Below are 17,103 nucleotides of genomic sequence, written 5' to 3'. Positions count from 1 at the left end.
GAGGCCCTCATCGCTCGTGGATTGGGACACTTCCTTAGGCCGTTAGCATGGGAGTCCGCGCTGAGGCAAGAGCATTGGGGAAGGTGTCATGAGTGACAACGTCGACGGTATGCCCGCCAAATTCGCCATGCTCGGGCTGACATACGACGACGTGCTGCTGCTGCCGGGTGCGTCGGAGGTGCTGCCGAACGCGGTGAGCACCGCGTCCCGGGTCTCGCGCAATGTCACGGTGAACATCCCGCTGCTGTCGGCGGCGATGGACAAGGTGACCGAGGCGCGCATGGCCATCGCCATGGCACGGCAGGGCGGCGCGGGCGTACTCCACCGCAACCTGTCCATCGAGGACCAGGCCAACCAGGTCGACCTGGTCAAGCGCTCCGAGTCCGGCATGGTCACCGACCCGATCACGGTCCGTCCGGACGCCGAGCTGGCCGAGGCCGACGCGCTGTGTGCCAAGTTCCGCATCAGCGGGGTGCCGGTCACCGACGCCGCGGGCAAGCTGCTGGGCATCGTCACCAACCGTGACATGGCCTTCGAGATGGACCGCAGCCGTCAGGTCCGCGAGGTCATGACGCCGATGCCGCTGGTCACCGGCAAGGTCGGCATCTCCGGCGAGGACGCCATCGAGCTGCTGCGCCGCCACAAGATCGAGAAGCTGCCGCTGGTCGACGACGCGGGCGTGCTCAAGGGCCTGATCACGGTCAAGGACTTCGTCAAGGCCGAGAAGTACCCGAACGCGGCCAAGGACGCCGAGGGCCGGCTGGTCGTCGGTGCCGCGGTGGGTGTCGGCGGCGAGGCGTACGAGCGGGCGCAGGCGCTGGTCGAGGCCGGTGCCGACTTCCTCGTCATCGACAGTGCGCACGGCCACAGCCGCGGCATCCTCGACATGATCGCCAAGGTCAAGTCCAACATCAGCGTCGATGTCGTCGGCGGCAACGTCGCCACCCGCGACGGCGCGCAGGCGCTGATCGACGCGGGCGCCGACGGCATCAAGGTCGGGGTAGGCCCCGGCTCGATCTGTACCACCCGCGTCGTCGCCGGCGTCGGCGTCCCGCAGGTCACCGCGATCTACGAGGCGGCGCGGGCCGCGCACGCCGCGGGCGTACCGCTGATCGGTGACGGCGGCCTCCAGTTCTCCGGTGACATCGCCAAGGCCATCGCGGCCGGCGCGGACACCGTCATGCTGGGCTCACTGCTGGCCGGCTGCGAGGAGTCGCCCGGCGAGATGGTCTTCATCAACGGCAAGCAGTTCAAGTCCTACCGCGGCATGGGCTCGCTGGGCGCGATGCAGTCCCGCGGCCAGGCCCGCTCCTTCTCCAAGGACCGCTACTTCCAGGACAACGTGCTGTCCGAGGACAAGCTGGTCCCCGAGGGCATCGAGGGCCAGGTGCCCTACCGCGGCCCGCTCTCCTCGGTCGCCCACCAGCTCGTCGGCGGTCTGCGGGCCTCCATGGGCTACGTCGGCTCCGCCGACATCTCCGAGCTCAAGGAGAAGGGCCACTTCGTGCGCATCACCTCCGCGGGTCTCAAGGAGAGCCACCCGCACGACATCCAGATGACCACCGAGGCTCCGAACTACACTCGGCGCTGACCTGCGCGTACGGCACCGTCCGTACGCGTGCACAAGCCCGTGGCCGCACCCCGGCCGCGGGCTTCGGCGTGTCGGGGATACTGGTACGGCAGACGTAGAGGGAAAGGCCACACACGTGACTGAGATCGAGATCGGGCGCGGCAAGCGCGGCCGCCGGGCATACGCATTCGACGACATCGCCGTCGTACCGAGTCGCCGCACCCGCGACCCGAAGGAGGTCTCGATCGCCTGGCAGATCGACGCCTACCGCTTCGAGCTGCCCTTCCTGGCCGCTCCCATGGACTCCGTGGTCTCGCCGCAGACCGCCATCCGCATCGGCGAGCTGGGCGGCCTGGGCGTCCTCAACCTCGAAGGCCTGTGGACCCGGTACGAGGACCCGGAGCCGCTGCTCGCCGAGATCGCGGAGCTGGACGGCCCCACGGCCACCAAGCGGCTCCAGGAGATCTACGCCGCGCCGATCAGGGAAGAGCTGATCGGCCAGCGCATCAAGGAGGTGCGGGACGCGGGCGTGGTGACCGCCGCGGCCCTCTCCCCGCAGCGCACGGCCCAGTTCTCCAAGGCCGTCGTGGACGCCGGCGTCGACATCTTCGTCATCCGCGGCACGACGGTCTCCGCCGAGCACGTCTCCTCCGCGGCCGAGCCGCTGAACCTCAAGCAGTTCATCTACGAGCTGGACGTCCCGGTCATCGTCGGCGGCTGCGCCACCTACACCGCGGCGCTGCACCTGATGCGGACCGGCGCGGCCGGTGTGCTGGTCGGCTTCGGCGGCGGCGCGGCGCACACCACCCGTAACGTCCTGGGCATCCAGGTCCCGATGGCGACCGCCGTCGCGGATGTCGCGGCCGCTCGCCGTGACTACATGGACGAGTCCGGCGGCCGCTACGTCCACGTCATCGCCGACGGCGGCGTGGGCTGGTCCGGCGACCTCCCCAAGGCGATCGCCTGCGGCGCCGACGCCGTGATGATGGGCTCCCCGCTGGCCCGCGCCACGGATGCGCCCGGCCGCGGCCACCACTGGGGCATGGAAGCCGTGCACGAGGACGTGCCGCGCGGCAAGCGGATGGACCTCGGGGCGGTCGGCACCACCGAGGAGGTGCTGCTCGGGCCGTCGACGGTTCCCGACGGCTCGATGAACTTCTTCGGCGCGCTGCGACGGGCGATGGCGACGACCGGGTACTCGGAGCTGAAGGAATTCCAGCGGGTTGAGGTCACGGTGGCGCCGCGGCGCTGAGCTGCGCTGAGCTGGGCCTTCCCACGTTGCCGGGTTTCCCGCCGTGGTTCTTCCGTGGGTTTTTCCCGCCTTCGGCGGGAGCGGGGGTGGTTGTGGGGTGGGGTCCCGGTTGCTGTGTGGGGGTGGCGGTGGCAGGGGCTCCGGGGTGTGTTGTCGGACTGCTTCGCTTTACGTCCGACAACACACCCCTCCGCCCCTGCCCCCTCCCGTAGTTGTGGGGGCCCCACCCCGGTGGGGGGAGTGTCAAAGACAAAAGCCAGAAGCTCGGCCGGAGTACGCCACGGCCGAGCTTCTGGTTTTTCACCATTCCTCCCACCGGGCGGGGGTGCCGATCCGGACGGGAGGGGGTGGGCCGGAGGGGCTTGTGTTGTGGACGTAAAGCGAAGCAGTCCACAACACAGGCCCCGGAGGACCGCCACCGGCACCCACCACACAGCACAGGCGCCCCCGCCCAACCAACCCACCCCGCCGAAGGCGAAGGGCGAAACGGCGCCGCAGTCACACACGTTCGCCGATGCCCGGCGCTAAAGCCGATGCGCCGCCCCGGCGGGGGTGGCCCCCCTGGTGTCGAGGAGGAGCTGGGCCTTCACGGACAGGCCCTGGAGGTCGTACGTGCGGTGGGCCTGGAGGAGGACGGTCAGGTCCGCGGCGGCGGCCGCTTCGTAGAGGGAGTCGGCGCGGGGGACGGGGCGGTCCAGGACGTTCCACCGGGGGACGTACGGGTCGTGGTACGTGAGGTGCGCGCCCAGTTCCCGCAGCCGGGAGGCGATCTCGTGGGCCGGGGAGCCGGTCAGGTCGGCGATGTCCGGCTTGTAGGTGACGCCGAGCAGCAGGACGCGGGCGCCGCGGGCGGACTTGCCGTGGTGGTTGAGGAGGGTGGCGCAGCGCTGGATGACGTAGCGGGGCATCCGGGCGTTCACCTCCTGGGCGAGCTCCACCATGCGGAGCGGGTGGCCCGGTGAACCGCCCGTGTGGGCCAGGTGGTTGGGGTCGATGGGGGCGGCGTGGCCGCCCACGCCGGGGCCGGGGCGGAAGGACTGGAAGCCGAACGGCTTGGTCTCGGCGCAGCGGATGACGTCCCACAGGTCGACGCCGATGTCATGGCAGAAGACCGCCATCTCGTTCATCAGCGCGATGTTGAGGTGGCGGTAGTTGGCCTCCAGCAGCTTGGTGGTCTCGGCCTCGCGGAGGCCGCGGGCGCGGACGACCTTGTCGGTGAGGCGGTTGTAGAAGGCGGCGGCCGCCTCCGTGCAGGCCGGGGTGAGGCCGCCGATGACCTTGGGGGTGTTGGCGTAGTGGTGGGTGCGGTTGCCGGGGTCGTGGCGGCCGGGGGAGCAGGCGAGGTGGAAGTCGCGTCCGGCGGTGAGGCCGGAGCCCTCCTCCAGGAGGGGGCGCAGGAATTCCTCGGTGGTGCCGGGGTACGCGGTGGATTCGAGGATCACCGTGGTGTGCGGCCGCAGCTGCGCGGCCAGGGTGCGGGCGGCGTCGGCGATGCCGCCCAGGTCCAGGGTGCGGTCCTCGCCTAGGGGGGTGGGCGCACAGATGACGGCCGTGCGGACCCGGCTGAGGGCGGTGGGATCGGTGGTGGTGCGGAAGCCGGCCGAGAGCAGGCGGCGGAGTTCGGTGGCGGACAGCGGCCCGTCGGCGCCCGAGAGGGCGGCGGAGTGCGGGTCGGGGTCGTAGCCGAGGGTGGTGATGCCGGCGGTGGTGGCGGCCTGGGCGAGGGGGAGGCCGAGGTGACCGAGTCCGATGACGGCGAGATCTGCGGGCATGCTGCGGCCGTCCTTCCCGAGCGACTGCGAATGACGTGTGCGCATGACGTATGCGGATGGCGCATAAGTAGACTAAGCGGATATTTGACCCAGAATAGGGATTGGTGGATCAAGCCCGGCGGGGTGTTGCCGTCGTGAGCGGAGGGTGGATACCGGAACGCAGCGCGGACAGAATCGACGGACCGGGGGGTGTGGCCCCGATCACAGCGGGAGGCAGCGGTGCAGACAGCGATACTGGGACCGGCGCAGCGGGCCGAGGCGCTCGCCCGAATGGCGGAGCGGGAGCTGGACATCCTCGTGGTCGGCGGGGGAGTCGTCGGCGCGGGGACCGCGCTGGACGCGGCGACCCGCGGCCTGTCCACCGGACTCGTCGAGGCGCGGGACTGGGCCTCGGGCACGTCCAGCAGGTCGAGCAAGCTCATCCACGGCGGTCTGCGGTATCTGGAGATGCTGGACTTCGCGCTGGTCAGAGAGGCGCTGAAGGAACGCGGGCTGCTGCTGGAGCGGCTGGCGCCGCATCTGGTCAAGCCGGTGCCGTTTCTCTATCCGCTGCGGCACAAGGGCTGGGAGCGCTGGTACGCGGGTGCGGGTGTGGCGCTGTACGACGCGATGTCGGTCTCGTCGGGGCACGGCCGCGGGCTGCCCGTGCACCGGCACCTCTCGCACAAGCGGGCCCTGCGGGTCGCGCCCTGCCTGAAGAAGGGTGCGCTGGTCGGAGCGTTGCAGTACTACGACGCCCAGATGGACGACGCGCGCTACGTGGCGACGATGGTGCGGACCGCGGCGTCCTACGGGGCGGCGGTCGCCAACCGGGCGCGGGTGGTGGGCTTCCTGCGCGAGGGCGAGCGGGTGGTCGGCGCGCGGGTGGAGGACGTCGAGGGCGGCGGTGAGTACGAGATCCGGGCGCGGCAGATCGTCAATTCCACCGGGGTGTGGACGGACGACACCCAGGCGCTGATCGGGGAGCGCGGGCAGTTCCACGTCCGCGCGTCGAAGGGGATCCACCTGGTCGTCCCGAAGGACCGGATCCATTCGACGAGCGGGCTGATCCTGCGGACCGAGAAGAGCGTGCTGTTCGTCATCCCGTGGGGGCGGCACTGGATCGTGGGAACCACGGACACCGACTGGGATCTCGACAAGGCGCATCCGGCGGCCTCCAGCGCGGACATCGACTATCTGCTGGAGCATGTCAACGAGGTGCTCGCGACGCCGCTGACCAGGGACGACGTGGAGGGTGTCTACGCCGGGCTGCGTCCGCTGCTGGCCGGGGAGTCGGACGCCACCAGCAAGCTGTCGCGCGAGCACACCGTCGCCCATCCGGTGCCGGGCCTGGTGGTGGTCGCGGGCGGCAAGTACACGACGTACCGGGTGATGGCCAAGGACGCGGTGGACGAGGCGGTGCACGCGCTCGACCAGCGGGTGGCGGAGTGCGTCACCGAGGACGTGCCGCTGGTCGGGGCGGAGGGCTACCGGGCGCTGTGGAACGCGCGGGCCCGGATCGCGGCACGCACCGGGCTGCACGTGGCGCGCATCGAGCATCTGTTGAACCGTTACGGCTCGCTGGCCGAGGAGCTGCTGGAGCTGGTGGTGGCCGATCCCTCGCTGGGCGAACCGCTGGCGGCCGCGGACGACTACCTGCGGGCCGAGGCGGTCTACGCCTGCACGCACGAGGGCGCCCGGCACCTCGACGACGTGCTGACCCGGCGCACCCGGATCTCCTTCGAGACCTTCGACCGCGGCGCCCGCAGCGCCCGCGAGGTGGCCGAGCTGATCGCCCCGGCGCTGGGCTGGGACAGCGACCAGGTCGAGAAGGAGATCGCGCACTACCACAAGCGGGTCGAGGCGGAACGTGAATCGCAGCGCCAGCCGGACGATCTGACGGCGGATGCGGCGCGGCTGGGAGCGCCGGACATCGTGCCGCTGTAGGCCGCGAGCCCTGCGGTCGCGACTCCTACGGCCGGGACGGCGGGCCGGTGCCGGGCCGGTCCCCGGGCCGCCGGGGGCAGAACTCCGCGGTCAGGACGTCGGTGCCGTGCGCCGGGTCGGCCAGGTGGTCGGTGTTGATGCGGTAGCTGACGACATGACGGCCGTCGGCGGTGCCCGCGGTCCGGGCGAAGGAGCCGTTGATGTCGCCGTCGTGGCCCCAGACCGTGACGCCGCAGGGCAGCCCGGTGGCGTACAGGCCGAGGCCGTAGGCGCCGCCGGTGCCCTTCTCGCTGCGTATCTCGGCCATCTGGCGCGGCGCCAGGAACTTCCCGCCGAGCAGCGCGGAGAAGAAGCGGTTGAGATCGCCGAGGGTGGTGACCATCTCGCCGGCCGCGCCGGCCCGGCTGGGGTTCAGGGAGGTGGCGTCGACGCGGCGGTGGCCGATCCGGGAGTACCCCCGGCCGTGCGGCTCGGGCAGCGCCGGGTCGGTGCCGGGGAAGGAGGTGTGGCCGAGACCGGCGGGAACGAGGAGGCGGCGGCGGATCTCGGTGGCGTACGGGTGTCCGGTGACGGCCTCGATGACCAGGCCGAGGACGAGGTAGTTGGTGTTGGAGTAGGCGTAGCGGGCGCCCGGCGCGGCCACCGGGGGATGGTCCAGCGCGATCCGCAGCAGCTCGCCCGGGGTGTGGCTGTCGTAGCGGTGGGGGCTGAAGCCCGTGCCGCTCAGCTGCCGGGACAGCCGGGGGTCCGCGGTGTAGTTGAACAAACCACTCGTGTGGTCCAGCAGCTGGTGGACCGTCACCCGCCGCAGATCGCTGCCCGTGCCGTTCCCCCTGGTCGGCAGGCCCGGCGGGAGGTGGGCGGCGGCGCTGTCGTGGAGGGTCAGCCGGCCTTCGGCGACGAGTTGCAGGATCACGGTCGCGACCAGGGTCTTGGTGAGGGAGCCGGCCCGGAAGTGGTCCTGTCGCCCGATCCGGCGGCCGCTGTGCAGATCGGCGACCCCGGCCGCGCGGAAGCGCGCGGCGGAGGAGGCGCCGGCGCGGGTGGTGAGCGAGGCGGCGCCCGGCGCACCGTCGTCGACCAGACGGCGCAGTGCGGACGTGGCCGTTCCCGCTCCGTCGGCGGCCGGCCGGGGCGGGGCCGGCCGGGCCGTTCCCGCCGCCGGCGAGCGGTGGACGACGTGCGCGGGCGGGGCGGGGGCAAGGACGGGCCGGGCGGTGCAGGCCGCCAGGGCCAGCGCGGCCAGCACGCCCGTGGGGACCGCGGCGCGGCGGCGCCCGGCCGGGCGCAGGTCACCGGCCGGGGCCGGGCGCGGCGGGCGCATCGTCATCGGGACTCCCGTTCGTCCGGGCCATCATGACGGGTACGCGGTGTTGCCCGGCACCGACCCGGGCCTTCCGCATGGCTCCGGATGAGGGAGAATGAAGGCTCTGCCAGGGTGGGTTGTCCGAGTTGGGTCAGTTTGGTGATCGATGGGACGTCGAAGCTGCCAACTCGACTGGATTGCAGAGGGGATTCAGTGGGTGACGAGGTCGAGATGGACGGCAAGGAGGGCAGGCTGCTCGCCGGCCGGTACCGGCTCGCCGATGTTCTCGGCCGGGGCGGTATGGGCACCGTCTGGCGGGCACGCGACGAGGTCCTGGGCCGTACGGTCGCAGTCAAGGAGCTGCGCTTCCCGGGCGGGGTCGAGGAGGACGAGAAGCGTCGTCTGATCACCCGTACGCTCCGCGAGGCCAAGGCGATCGCCCGGATCCGGAACAACGGCGCCGTGACGGTCTACGACGTGGTCGACGAGGACGACCGCCCGTGGATCGTGATGGAGCTGGTCGAGGGCCGCTCGCTGGCCGAGGTCGTCCGTGACGACGGCCCGCTGACCCCGCGCCGCGCCGCCGAGGTGGGCATGGCCGTGCTCGACGTGCTGCGTGCCGCGCACAGCGAGGGCATCCTGCACCGTGATGTGAAGCCGTCCAACGTCCTGATGTCCGACGACGGCCGGGTCGTGCTGACCGACTTCGGTATCGCCCAGGTCGAGGGCGACCCCTCCGTGACCTCGACCGGCATGCTCGTCGGCGCCCCCTCCTACATCTCCCCGGAGCGCGCCCGCGGCCACAAGCCCGGGCCGCCGGCCGACATGTGGTCGCTGGGCGGCCTGCTGTACGCCTGTGTCGAGGGCGTGCCGCCGTACGACAAGGGCTCGGCCATCGCCACCCTGACCGCGGTGATGACCGAGCCGGTCGAGCCGCCGAAGAGCGCCGGCGTGCTGGAAGAGGTCATCTACGGGCTGCTGGTGAAGGACCCGGCGGCCCGGCTGGACGACGCCGGTGCCCGGGCGCTGCTGCTGGACGTGGTGCACGCGCCCGAGCCCGGCAAGCCCGAGCCCCCGCTGGACGAGACCCGGGCCATGGTGCTGCCGACGGCGCCCGGGAAGCGGGCGGAGGCGAAGCCCAAGGCCGCCCCGAAGCCCGCCCCGAAGGCGCGGCCGGCGCGCAAGCCGAAGGCGAGGCCGGCCGCCGTGCCGGTCACCGAGCCGGCGGCCGGGAGCGCGAGCGGCTCCGGCACCGCCGCCGCGGACGAGAAGCCGGCCGCGGCCGGCAAGGCCGCCGCGGCGCGCACGCCGGAGTGGACCGGGCGCCCGCAGAAGGCGGCAGCGAAGCCCGTCCGGGACGCCTCCGGTGCCGCGCCGGCGAAGGCGGCGGACAAGGACGCCGCCACCGCCGCCGCGGAGGCGGACCGCCCGGCGAGCGCCCGCCCCGGGTTCGACACCGAGGCCGCCAAGGAGCGGATGCACGGTGCCCTGCAGGCCGTGCGCGCCGCGGCGGTCGCCGCGAAGGCCCGGGTGGAGGCCGCCAGGCCCGGCGACGGGAACCGTCCGTCGACCCGCGCTTCGGTGACCGATGTCGTCCCGCGCCGCACCCTGATCATCGTGGCCGTGGTCGTCGCCCTGGCGGTGCTGGGCACGGTGCTGGCCCTCGCGCTCAGCGGCGACGACTCCGCGCAGACGCACGGCAAGGCCGCCGGCACACACGACAAGGCGGCCTCCGCGGGCCGGTCGAAGCCCTCGGCGGAGTCGGACACCTCGAACGGGGACACCGCGAAGGACGCCCCCGGCGATCCCGCCCCGCAGTCGACGGAGGTCACACCCGCCGGCGACACGAGCGGTACGGACGCCGGGGACGACAAGGGCGACAAGGGCGACGCGGGCGGCAAGGCGGTGCCGGACGGCTTCGCCGATGTCTCCAACGGCGGTTACCACTTCCGTATGGCGATGCCCGAGGGCTTCCACCAGACGGGCACCGCGGGCCAGGGCTCCGGCGTCATCTACAGCGCCTCGGGCGGCTTCCCGCGGGTCCAGATCGACTACAACGCCAAGCCCGGCACCGACGCGGCGGCCTCCTGGCGCAGCCTGGAGCCGGCCGTGCGCGGCTCCAGCGAGGACTACCACCTCATCGGCATCAAGTCCGTGAAGTGGCGGGGCTACCCGACGGTCGCCGACTGGTCGTTCACCCGCCGGCAGAGCGGGGAGAAGGTCCGGGTCCTCGACCGCGGTTTCCGGGCCGACGACCGGCACGGCTACGCGATCATGATCACCTGCAAGGCGGACGCCTGGTCGGACAAGGCGTGCCAGGACCTGATCCACACCGCCTTCAAGACGTTCGCGCTGAAGGGCTGAGGACGGTCCGGGTGAAGAACGGACGGGGCGCGCGTCGTTGGGCCGAGCGGGCCGCGCGCTCCGGCGGTGGCACGTATCGTGAGACGGCGAGGACCGTACGCATCCGCAATCGGCGGGAATGCGACCGGAAGTGACCGGAGGCGCCGGCGCCGATGGGCGGCTCCGGCGCGCGACGGCAGACACAGTGCGCGCTGCGGGGAGGCGTCGTGGACGAGTACGCGGGAAGGGTGCTCGCCGAGAGATACCGCCTGCCGTTGCGGCCCCTCGGCGAGGACGAATTCGCCGAGACCCGGGCCTTCGACACCTTCAGCGGGCAGGAGGTCCTGCTCCGTCAGGTGCCGCTGCCGGAGGTCGTCGAGGCGGAGGTCGTGGGAGCCGAGGCGGCCGGGCCGCCCGAGGCGGGGCACGGCGTCCGTCCGGGCGGGGCGCGCCCGCCGGGCGTGTCCGCGGCCGACCGCAGTCCCCGCGATCCCGCCGTGCGGCGCGCGCTCCAAGCCGCGACGACGGCGGCCCAGCTGGCCGATCACCCCCGGCTGGAGCAGGTCTTCGACGTCTTCGTCCAGGACGGCAGCCTGTGGGTGGTCGCGGAACTCCTCACCGCGCGCCCGCTGTCCGCGCTGCTCGCCGAGCGGGCGCTGTCCCCGCACCGCGCCGCGGAGATCGCCGCGGATCTGCTGGCCGCGCTGCGGGTGCTGCACGCGGACGGCTGGCTGCACCGCAACATCACCGCCCGTACGGTCCTGGTCTGCGAAGACGGCCGGGCCATCCTGACCGGCCTGGCGGCGGGCGCGGCCCAGGAGGCGCTGTGCGGGGACGAGTCACCCGCCGCGACCGGGAGCCCGCGGGCCGCGGCAACCGACGGCCCGGCGGCGAAGGACCCCGCGCCGGGCGGCTCCGCCGAGCGGACCTCCCTGACCAAGTCCGCGCCGGACGAGCGGCCGCCCGCGGCGGACGGCGCCGCCCCCGCCTTCGGCCGCCCCAGCGCCGGGCTCGCCGCCGAGCGGGCGCGGCAGGCCCGGCTGACGGTGATCGGCCCGGTCACCGAGCGCTGGGCGCCGGAGCAGGCGGGACCGGTCCACACGAACTGGCAGCTGGCGCCGCCGGTGGGTCCGGCCACCGATCTGTGGGCGGTCGGCGCGCTGCTCTACCGGTGTGTGCAGGGGGAGCCGCCGTTCCCGGAGGACAGCGCCGCCGAGCTGGCGCAGCTGGTCTGCTCCCGGCCGCCGGCGGTGGCCGAGGAGTGCGGGGCGCTGCGTCCCGTCGTCGAGTCGCTGCTGCGTCAGGACCCCGCCGACCGTCCGGACTTCGAGGAGCTGAACGGTTGGCTGCGGTCGCTGATCCGTACGGCGCCGGAGCCGGTGGCCCAGAGCCGGCTGGTGACCGTGCCGGCGCTGGAGCAGGAGGCCGATCCGCGGCGGCTGCCGATCGTGCGGCGCCGTGGTGAACTCGTGCGGAAGGGGCGTCACAAGAAGACCCGGGCCTCCCGGCGGGCCCGGCCGCAGCCCGCGCCGGCCGTCGCCGCGGCCCCCGCCGCCCCGCTCGCGCCACCGCCGATCACGCCGCTCGCGGCACCACCCGCCGCGCCGGCGCCCCGACGGGCCGCGCCGGAGGCGGAGCAGTCCGCCCCGCTCGCCCCCGCCCCCCGTCCGCCCCGCCCCCCGAAGCAGCCCAAGCCGCTCCGGCCGCCCCGGCAGGCCCGGCCCGTCCGGCCGACCGCGTCGCCGGGGCCGGCGGACGGCGAGCCGGCCGGGCCGCACGGGAGCGGGTCCGGCCCGGACGCCGCGTCCCCGTCGGCGGGCCCGGGCCGCGCCCCGCGCCCGCGGGCCCGGCTGCTGCTCGTCGCGGTCGTGCTGCTGCTCGTCGGTGCGGTCGTCTACGCGCTGGCGTTCCTGCCGGACTCCGGCCAGGACTCCAAGGCCGGCGGGCACGGCGCGGGCCGTCCGGGCGCGAGCGCGGCACCCGGTCACAGCGCCGCACCGTCCGACGGCGGTGAGCGGGGCGGCGGCACGGGCGCGTCGCAGACCACCGCGCCCGCGGGCGTCGCCAAGGGCTTCGAGGTCCGCACCGACCCGGAGGGCTTCCAGGTCGCGGTCCGCAAGGGCTGGCAGCGGCGCGGGGCCAACGACCGGCGCCAGGTGCGGTACGTCGGCGGGGACTACGAGCTGGTGGTCGTGCCCGGCCGGGACACCACGGCGCGCTTCGGCACCGACCCGATGGCGTATCTGCAGAACAAGGAAGCCGAGCTGGCGCCGTACCGCTCCTCGGGCTGGGCCTCGGCCTCCGGCCTGCAGCGGATCGACGTCGGGAAGACGGCGATGGCCGAGGGCACCTTCTCCTGGCGCGACAACAGCGGCCGGGTGGTCTACGTCCGCAACCTCGCGATGATCCACAACGGCCGCTACCACCTCGTCCTGGTGATCGGCCCGGACAGCGGCCGGCACGAGATCGACCAGCTCTACTCCCAGGCCACCAGCGCCTACCGCCCGGGCTGAGCGGCCGTATGCATCTCTGACGTGTCGTCATATCGCTTATGCGGATGGGTAGTCGACGTCTTGTCGGCTCACCGCGTCCGCGGCTAGGCTAATTCTGACGAGGCGTCAGATCTGTCGATGCCGGTCGGCCCGGCCGGACACGGGGTGAGGGGACGACGATGCGCAACCCCATGGAGCCACCGCGCCTCCTCGGCGCCGACGACCCGGTGCGCCCGCCCGCGGGCCGCCCGCCCCGCGCGGCCCCCGGCCGGTAGGCGCGCCATGGACCTCACCTGCACCGAGGAGGAGGACGCCTTCCGGGCGCGGCTGCGGCGGTGGCTCGGCGAGGTGCTGCCCACCCTCCCCGCGAAGCCCGCGGCGGACGACTGGCCCGGCCGGCGGGCGTACGACGCGGCCTGGCAGCGGATGCTGTACGACGCCGGATACGCGGGGCTGCACTGGCCCGAGGACGCCGGCGGGCGGGGCGCCACCCCCACCCAGCACCTGATCTTCCTGGAGGAGACCGAGCGGGCCGGGGCCCCCTATGTCGGTGCGAACTTCGTCGGGCTGCTGCACGCCGGGCCGACCGTCGCCGCCGAGGGCAGCGCGGAGCAGCGTGCCCGCTGGCTGCCGCCGATCCTGCGCGGCGACGAGATCTGGTGCCAGGGCTTCAGCGAACCGGACGCCGGCTCCGACCTCGCCGCGCTGCGCACCACGGCGGTGCGCGACGGCGACCACTACGTCGTCAGCGGCACCAAGCTGTGGACCTCGCACGCCGAGGTCGCCGACTGGTGCGAACTCCTCGTCCGCACCGACCCGGACGCGCCCCGCCACCGCGGCATCAGCTGGCTGGCGATGCCCATGGACGCCCCGGGCGTGACGGTCCGGCCGCTGCGCACCCTCGCCGGCTCGGCGGAGTTCGCCGAGGTGTTCCTCGACGAGGTCCGGGTGCCGGTCACCCACCGGGTCGGTGCGGAGAACGACGGCTGGCGGGTGACGATGGTGACGCTGTCCTTCGAGCGCGGCACCGCCTTCGTCGGCGAGGTGGTGGCGTGCCGCCGGATGCTCGGCGCGCTCGCCCGCACGGCCCGGGACAACGGCCGCTGGGACGACGCCGTGCTGCGCCGCCGGCTGGGCCGGCTGCACGCGGAGTTCGCGGCGCTGTGGCGGCTGACCCAGTGGAACGTGAGCGAGGCGGCCGCCGCCCGGCCGCACGGCGGGCGGCCCGGTGGCGGGGGCGTCCCGGGGGCCGGCGGCTCGGTGTTCAAGCTGCGCTACTCGCACGCCCGCCAGGAGCTGTACGACGCGGCGGCGGAGGTGCTGGGGGCCGGTGCGCTGGACGTGGACCACGAGTGGGTGGCCGGCCGGCTCTCGTCCCTCTCGTACACCATCGCGGCCGGCACCTCGCAGATCCAGCGCAACATCGTCGCCGAGCGCATCCTCGGCCTGCCGAAGGGGCGGTGACCGGGCCGGTGGACTTCCAACTCACCGAGGACCAGCGGGCGTTGCGGCGAGCCGCCCGGGAGCTGCTGGCCAAGCGATTCGGGCCGGAGCGGCTGCGGGACGCGGTCGCCGGCGCGGCGCCGGACCGTGCGCTGTGGCGGGAGCTGGGCGCGGCCGGGTTCTTCGCGCTGCGGCTGCCGGAGGAGGCGGGCGGGGTGGGGCTGGGGCTGCCGGAGGCGGTGCTGGTCCTGGAGGAGACCGGGCGGGCGCTGCTGCCCGGACCGCTGGTGGCGTGCCACCTGCTGGCCGGGGTCGTGGCCGGGGTCGCGTCCGGGGAGAGGATCGTCGGGCTGTGCGAGGGCGGGCGGGAGCCGGCGCTGTGGGAACACCCGGCCGTCTGCGATGAGTTGATCTTGGTGGGGCGGGGCACGGAGCGGGGCGCGGAGTGCCGCGACGGCGCGGGCGGGGGCGCACAGGGGCGCATCGCTGGCGTGTACCGGAGCGCGGCGGAGCGCGTGTCCTGCGCCCCCTTTGCTTCCGTCGATCCGCTCACCCCGCTCGCCCGCGTCACGGGGCTGCCGCGCACCGAGGCCCTCGCCCTCGACGTGCCCCGGCTGCGCCGCGAGGCCGCCCTGCTCACCGCGGCGCAACAGCTGGGCAGCGCGGCCCGGACGGTCGAGCTGGCGGTCGCCCACGCCCGCCGGCGCGAGCAGTTCGGCGCCCCCGTCGGCTCGTTCCAGGCGGTCAAGCACCTCTGCGCGCAGATGCTGGTACGGGCGGAAATGGCCCGGTGTGCGGTCTACGCGGCATCGGTCACGGAGGGTGATCTCGATGTCACCGGGGCGAAGTTGCTGGCCGACGAGGCCGCGGTGCGCAACGCGCGGGACTGTGTGCAGGTCCACGGCGGTATGGGCTTCACCTGGGAGGCCGATGTCCATCTGCACCTCAAGCGGGCCTGGCTGCGGGCGGAGTGCTGGGGGGTCGCCGGGGAGGCGGAAGAACTGCTGGCCGCGGACCTGATCGCCTGACGGCGCGGGGCGGAGCGGTGACGGCGGTGCCGGGAGGGGTGGACGTCAGACTCTGGCAACCTCTGCGCGAAATGTCGGACTCACTACGCAGAAGTGGTCACGGAGGGTCGATATCGGGTTGTGTCCTATGCGTGACTCGTCACAGGGGGGAGTCGGCGTTCGGCTCGGGTACGCTCCGTTGGGTGCGAGTGGTTCTGAGGCGCAACGAACCCGGTGTCGTCGTGGCGACGGCTCCGGGTGACGGACTGCGCGCCGCCCGCCCAAGGCGTGGGCCCGGTCGCCCCCCTTGTTCGACTCCCCGCAAAGTGCGTCGCACAGTATGCAGGATGCATACTCCCTTGCGCTGGAATATGCCCGAAGCGCTTGTTGGGGTGACTCAACGTCAACCATGCTGTGCTCCACCGGGGTCACGCACCGTGACTCCGTGGAGGCGCGAGGCGATGTTTCCGCCGGTTCGGATGGTGTGAGCGGTGCAGGTGCTTCAGGTGCAGTTGGACGTACGACCCGACCCCGCGGAGGTGGGGCGGGCTCGGCGATGGGCCCGGTCGCGGCTCGTGGGCTCCGGCATAGGGGTCGATGAGCCGGTGGCGGAGACGCTGATCCTGCTGATCTCCGAACTCGTCACCAACGCCGTGGTCCACACCGGCGCTTCGGCCGTGCTGCGGATGTGTTTCACCGGGTCGGGCGCCGTGGTCGGCACCGTCCGGGTCGAGGTCGCCGATGCCAGCGGCCGCCCGCCGCGCCAGCGGCACGCCGAGGGCGACGACACCAACGGCCGCGGTCTGGAGCTGGTCGACGGTCTGGCCGACCGGTGGGGCTGGCAGCAGGAGGGCACCGGCAAGCGGATCTGGTGCGAGGTGGACCGCGGCCAGCCGCTGCTGATGGCGGCGGGGGCCGATCTGGGGGCCTTCGAGCCCCGTCACGCGGCGCCGCGCGCCGTGACGCATCGGGCGTAGTACGAGGACGAGGCCGCGGGGCAGTCGGCCGGTCCGGTGCCCCGGCGGGTGCGGGGAGCGTGGAGTGGCCCGGCGAGGCCGCTTCAGAGCACCGCCACGGGCGCGACCGGTGCGCCGGTCCCGCCGACGAAGGGCTCGGCCGTCGCGGACAGGAAGAACGCGCCGCGCCCCTCCTGCGCGCAGGCCGCGGACAGCTCCTCAAGATTCCAGTTCTGGCCCTGCGGCATGCCCATCTCGACCAGGTGGAGGGCGTGCACCGGCATCCACAGGTCCTCGATCTCCGGCGGGAAGATCTCAAAGGTCAGGGTGTCGTTGGCGACCGCCGCGACATCGCGCGCCCGGAACCATTCCGGGGTGCGCAGCGACAGGCCCGGTGACGGGAAGGCGTACGCCTGGCGGTCGCCGGCCAGGTAGTGCCGCAGCTGGCCGGTCCGTACGAGGACGACGTCGCCGGGCCGGACCGTGGTGCGGGCCAGCTCCTCGGCGGCGTCCAGGTCCTCGGGGGTGACGGCGTGGCCGGGCGGCAGCCGGTCGGTGCCGTGGGCGCGGGCGACGTCCAGCAGGACGCCGCGGGAGACGATCGGCGTGGCCCGCTCGATGCCCAGGGCGGTGGCGCCGAGGTGTGCGGTGACCGTATGGGCGGGGCGGTCGTTGTAGAGCCGCCCGGAGTGCGAGACATGGGCGAGGCCGTCCCAGTGGGTGGCGCACTGCAGGCCCATGGTGACCGCGTCGTCCGAGGTCGCGACGGTGTCCGGGCCGAAGATCTCGTGGTTGACGGCGGTCATGGTGTGCAGCGGGTTGATCCGGCCGGGGATCACGCCGGTCTGTACGCCGTCCTGTTGGAGCGGCAGCGCGAGCGGGACGCGGCGGCCGCTGCGGACGCAGGCGGCGGCCTCCCGTACGACCCGGCCGGTGATCAGGTTGAGGGTGCCGATCTCGTCGTCCGCCCCCCAGCGGCCCCAGTTGTTCACGCGTGCGGCGATGTCGTGGAACTCCTGCGGCAGGGGCATCGGGC

Annotated in this window: 11 protein-coding genes; 8 read left to right on the top strand and 3 right to left on the bottom strand. The window is 73.6% G+C overall.

Annotated features, from left to right (window positions below):
- Positions 1 to 88: 88 nt before the first annotated feature.
- Together guaB and ACQP17_RS16055 are read left to right on the top strand one after the other, a co-directional pair.
- On the top strand, positions 89 to 1,591 hold the full coding sequence (gene guaB, locus ACQP17_RS16060; protein WP_364885354.1) for an IMP dehydrogenase: 1,503 nt from the start codon (positions 89 to 91) through the stop codon (positions 1,589 to 1,591).
- A gap of 115 nt (positions 1,592 to 1,706) precedes the next feature.
- Complete coding sequence (locus ACQP17_RS16055) at positions 1,707 to 2,822, top strand: GuaB3 family IMP dehydrogenase-related protein (RefSeq protein WP_249633899.1); 1,116 nt, start codon at positions 1,707 to 1,709, stop codon at positions 2,820 to 2,822.
- 524 nt (positions 2,823 to 3,346) lie between these two features.
- Here the strand turns inward: ACQP17_RS16055 and ACQP17_RS16050 are convergent.
- Positions 3,347 to 4,594 (bottom strand): nucleotide sugar dehydrogenase, encoded by a 1,248-nt coding sequence (locus ACQP17_RS16050; RefSeq protein WP_433856936.1) that lies wholly within the window; start codon positions 4,592 to 4,594, stop codon positions 3,347 to 3,349.
- Positions 4,595 to 4,813: 219 nt separating this feature from the next.
- Between ACQP17_RS16050 and ACQP17_RS16045 the strand changes: the two genes are divergently transcribed.
- Positions 4,814 to 6,520 carry a glycerol-3-phosphate dehydrogenase/oxidase gene (locus tag ACQP17_RS16045; RefSeq protein ID WP_433856935.1) on the top strand — a complete coding sequence of 569 codons (1,707 nt, stop codon included), beginning with the start codon at positions 4,814 to 4,816 and terminating at the stop codon, positions 6,518 to 6,520.
- Positions 6,521 to 6,545: 25 nt separating this feature from the next.
- Here ACQP17_RS16045 and ACQP17_RS16040 read toward each other — a convergent pair whose 3' ends face one another.
- A complete protein-coding gene (locus tag ACQP17_RS16040) occupies positions 6,546 to 7,850 on the bottom strand; it encodes a serine hydrolase domain-containing protein (RefSeq protein WP_433856934.1) in 1,305 nt (434 codons plus the stop codon).
- A gap of 189 nt (positions 7,851 to 8,039) precedes the next feature.
- Here ACQP17_RS16040 and ACQP17_RS16035 point away from each other — a divergent pair, with 189 nt between their 5' ends.
- From ACQP17_RS16035 to ACQP17_RS16015, 5 genes are all read left to right on the top strand, one after another.
- A complete protein-coding gene (locus ACQP17_RS16035; RefSeq protein ID WP_433856933.1) occupies positions 8,040 to 10,190 on the top strand; it encodes a serine/threonine-protein kinase in 2,151 nt (716 codons plus the stop codon).
- Positions 10,191 to 10,396: 206 nt separating this feature from the next.
- Complete coding sequence (locus ACQP17_RS16030) at positions 10,397 to 12,682, top strand: protein kinase (RefSeq protein WP_433856932.1); 2,286 nt, start codon at positions 10,397 to 10,399, stop codon at positions 12,680 to 12,682.
- Positions 12,683 to 12,943: 261 nt separating this feature from the next.
- Entirely contained in the window at positions 12,944 to 14,125 is a 1,182-nt protein-coding gene (locus tag ACQP17_RS16025; RefSeq protein ID WP_433856931.1) for an acyl-CoA dehydrogenase family protein, read from the top strand.
- A gap of 8 nt (positions 14,126 to 14,133) precedes the next feature.
- Positions 14,134 to 15,132 carry an acyl-CoA dehydrogenase family protein gene (locus ACQP17_RS16020; RefSeq protein ID WP_433859916.1) on the top strand — a complete coding sequence of 333 codons (999 nt, stop codon included), beginning with the start codon at positions 14,134 to 14,136 and terminating at the stop codon, positions 15,130 to 15,132.
- Between the two features lie 470 nt (positions 15,133 to 15,602).
- Positions 15,603 to 16,088 carry an ATP-binding protein gene (locus tag ACQP17_RS16015; RefSeq protein ID WP_433856930.1) on the top strand — a complete coding sequence of 162 codons (486 nt, stop codon included), beginning with the start codon at positions 15,603 to 15,605 and terminating at the stop codon, positions 16,086 to 16,088.
- 83 nt (positions 16,089 to 16,171) lie between these two features.
- On the opposite strand, the gene ACQP17_RS16010 is transcribed toward ACQP17_RS16015, so the two are convergent.
- A complete protein-coding gene (locus tag ACQP17_RS16010; RefSeq protein ID WP_433856929.1) occupies positions 16,172 to 17,098 on the bottom strand; it encodes a cyclase family protein in 927 nt (308 codons plus the stop codon).
- Positions 17,099 to 17,103: the final 5 nt, after the last annotated feature.

Origin of the sequence: Streptomyces kronopolitis (assembly GCF_050953795.1) — a bacterium.
In the GTDB taxonomy this organism is placed as follows: domain Bacteria; phylum Actinomycetota; class Actinomycetes; order Streptomycetales; family Streptomycetaceae; genus Streptomyces; species Streptomyces kronopolitis_A.
The sequence above is the reverse complement of the archived record's forward strand: the minus strand, read 5'-3'. Positions and strand labels throughout refer to the sequence as shown.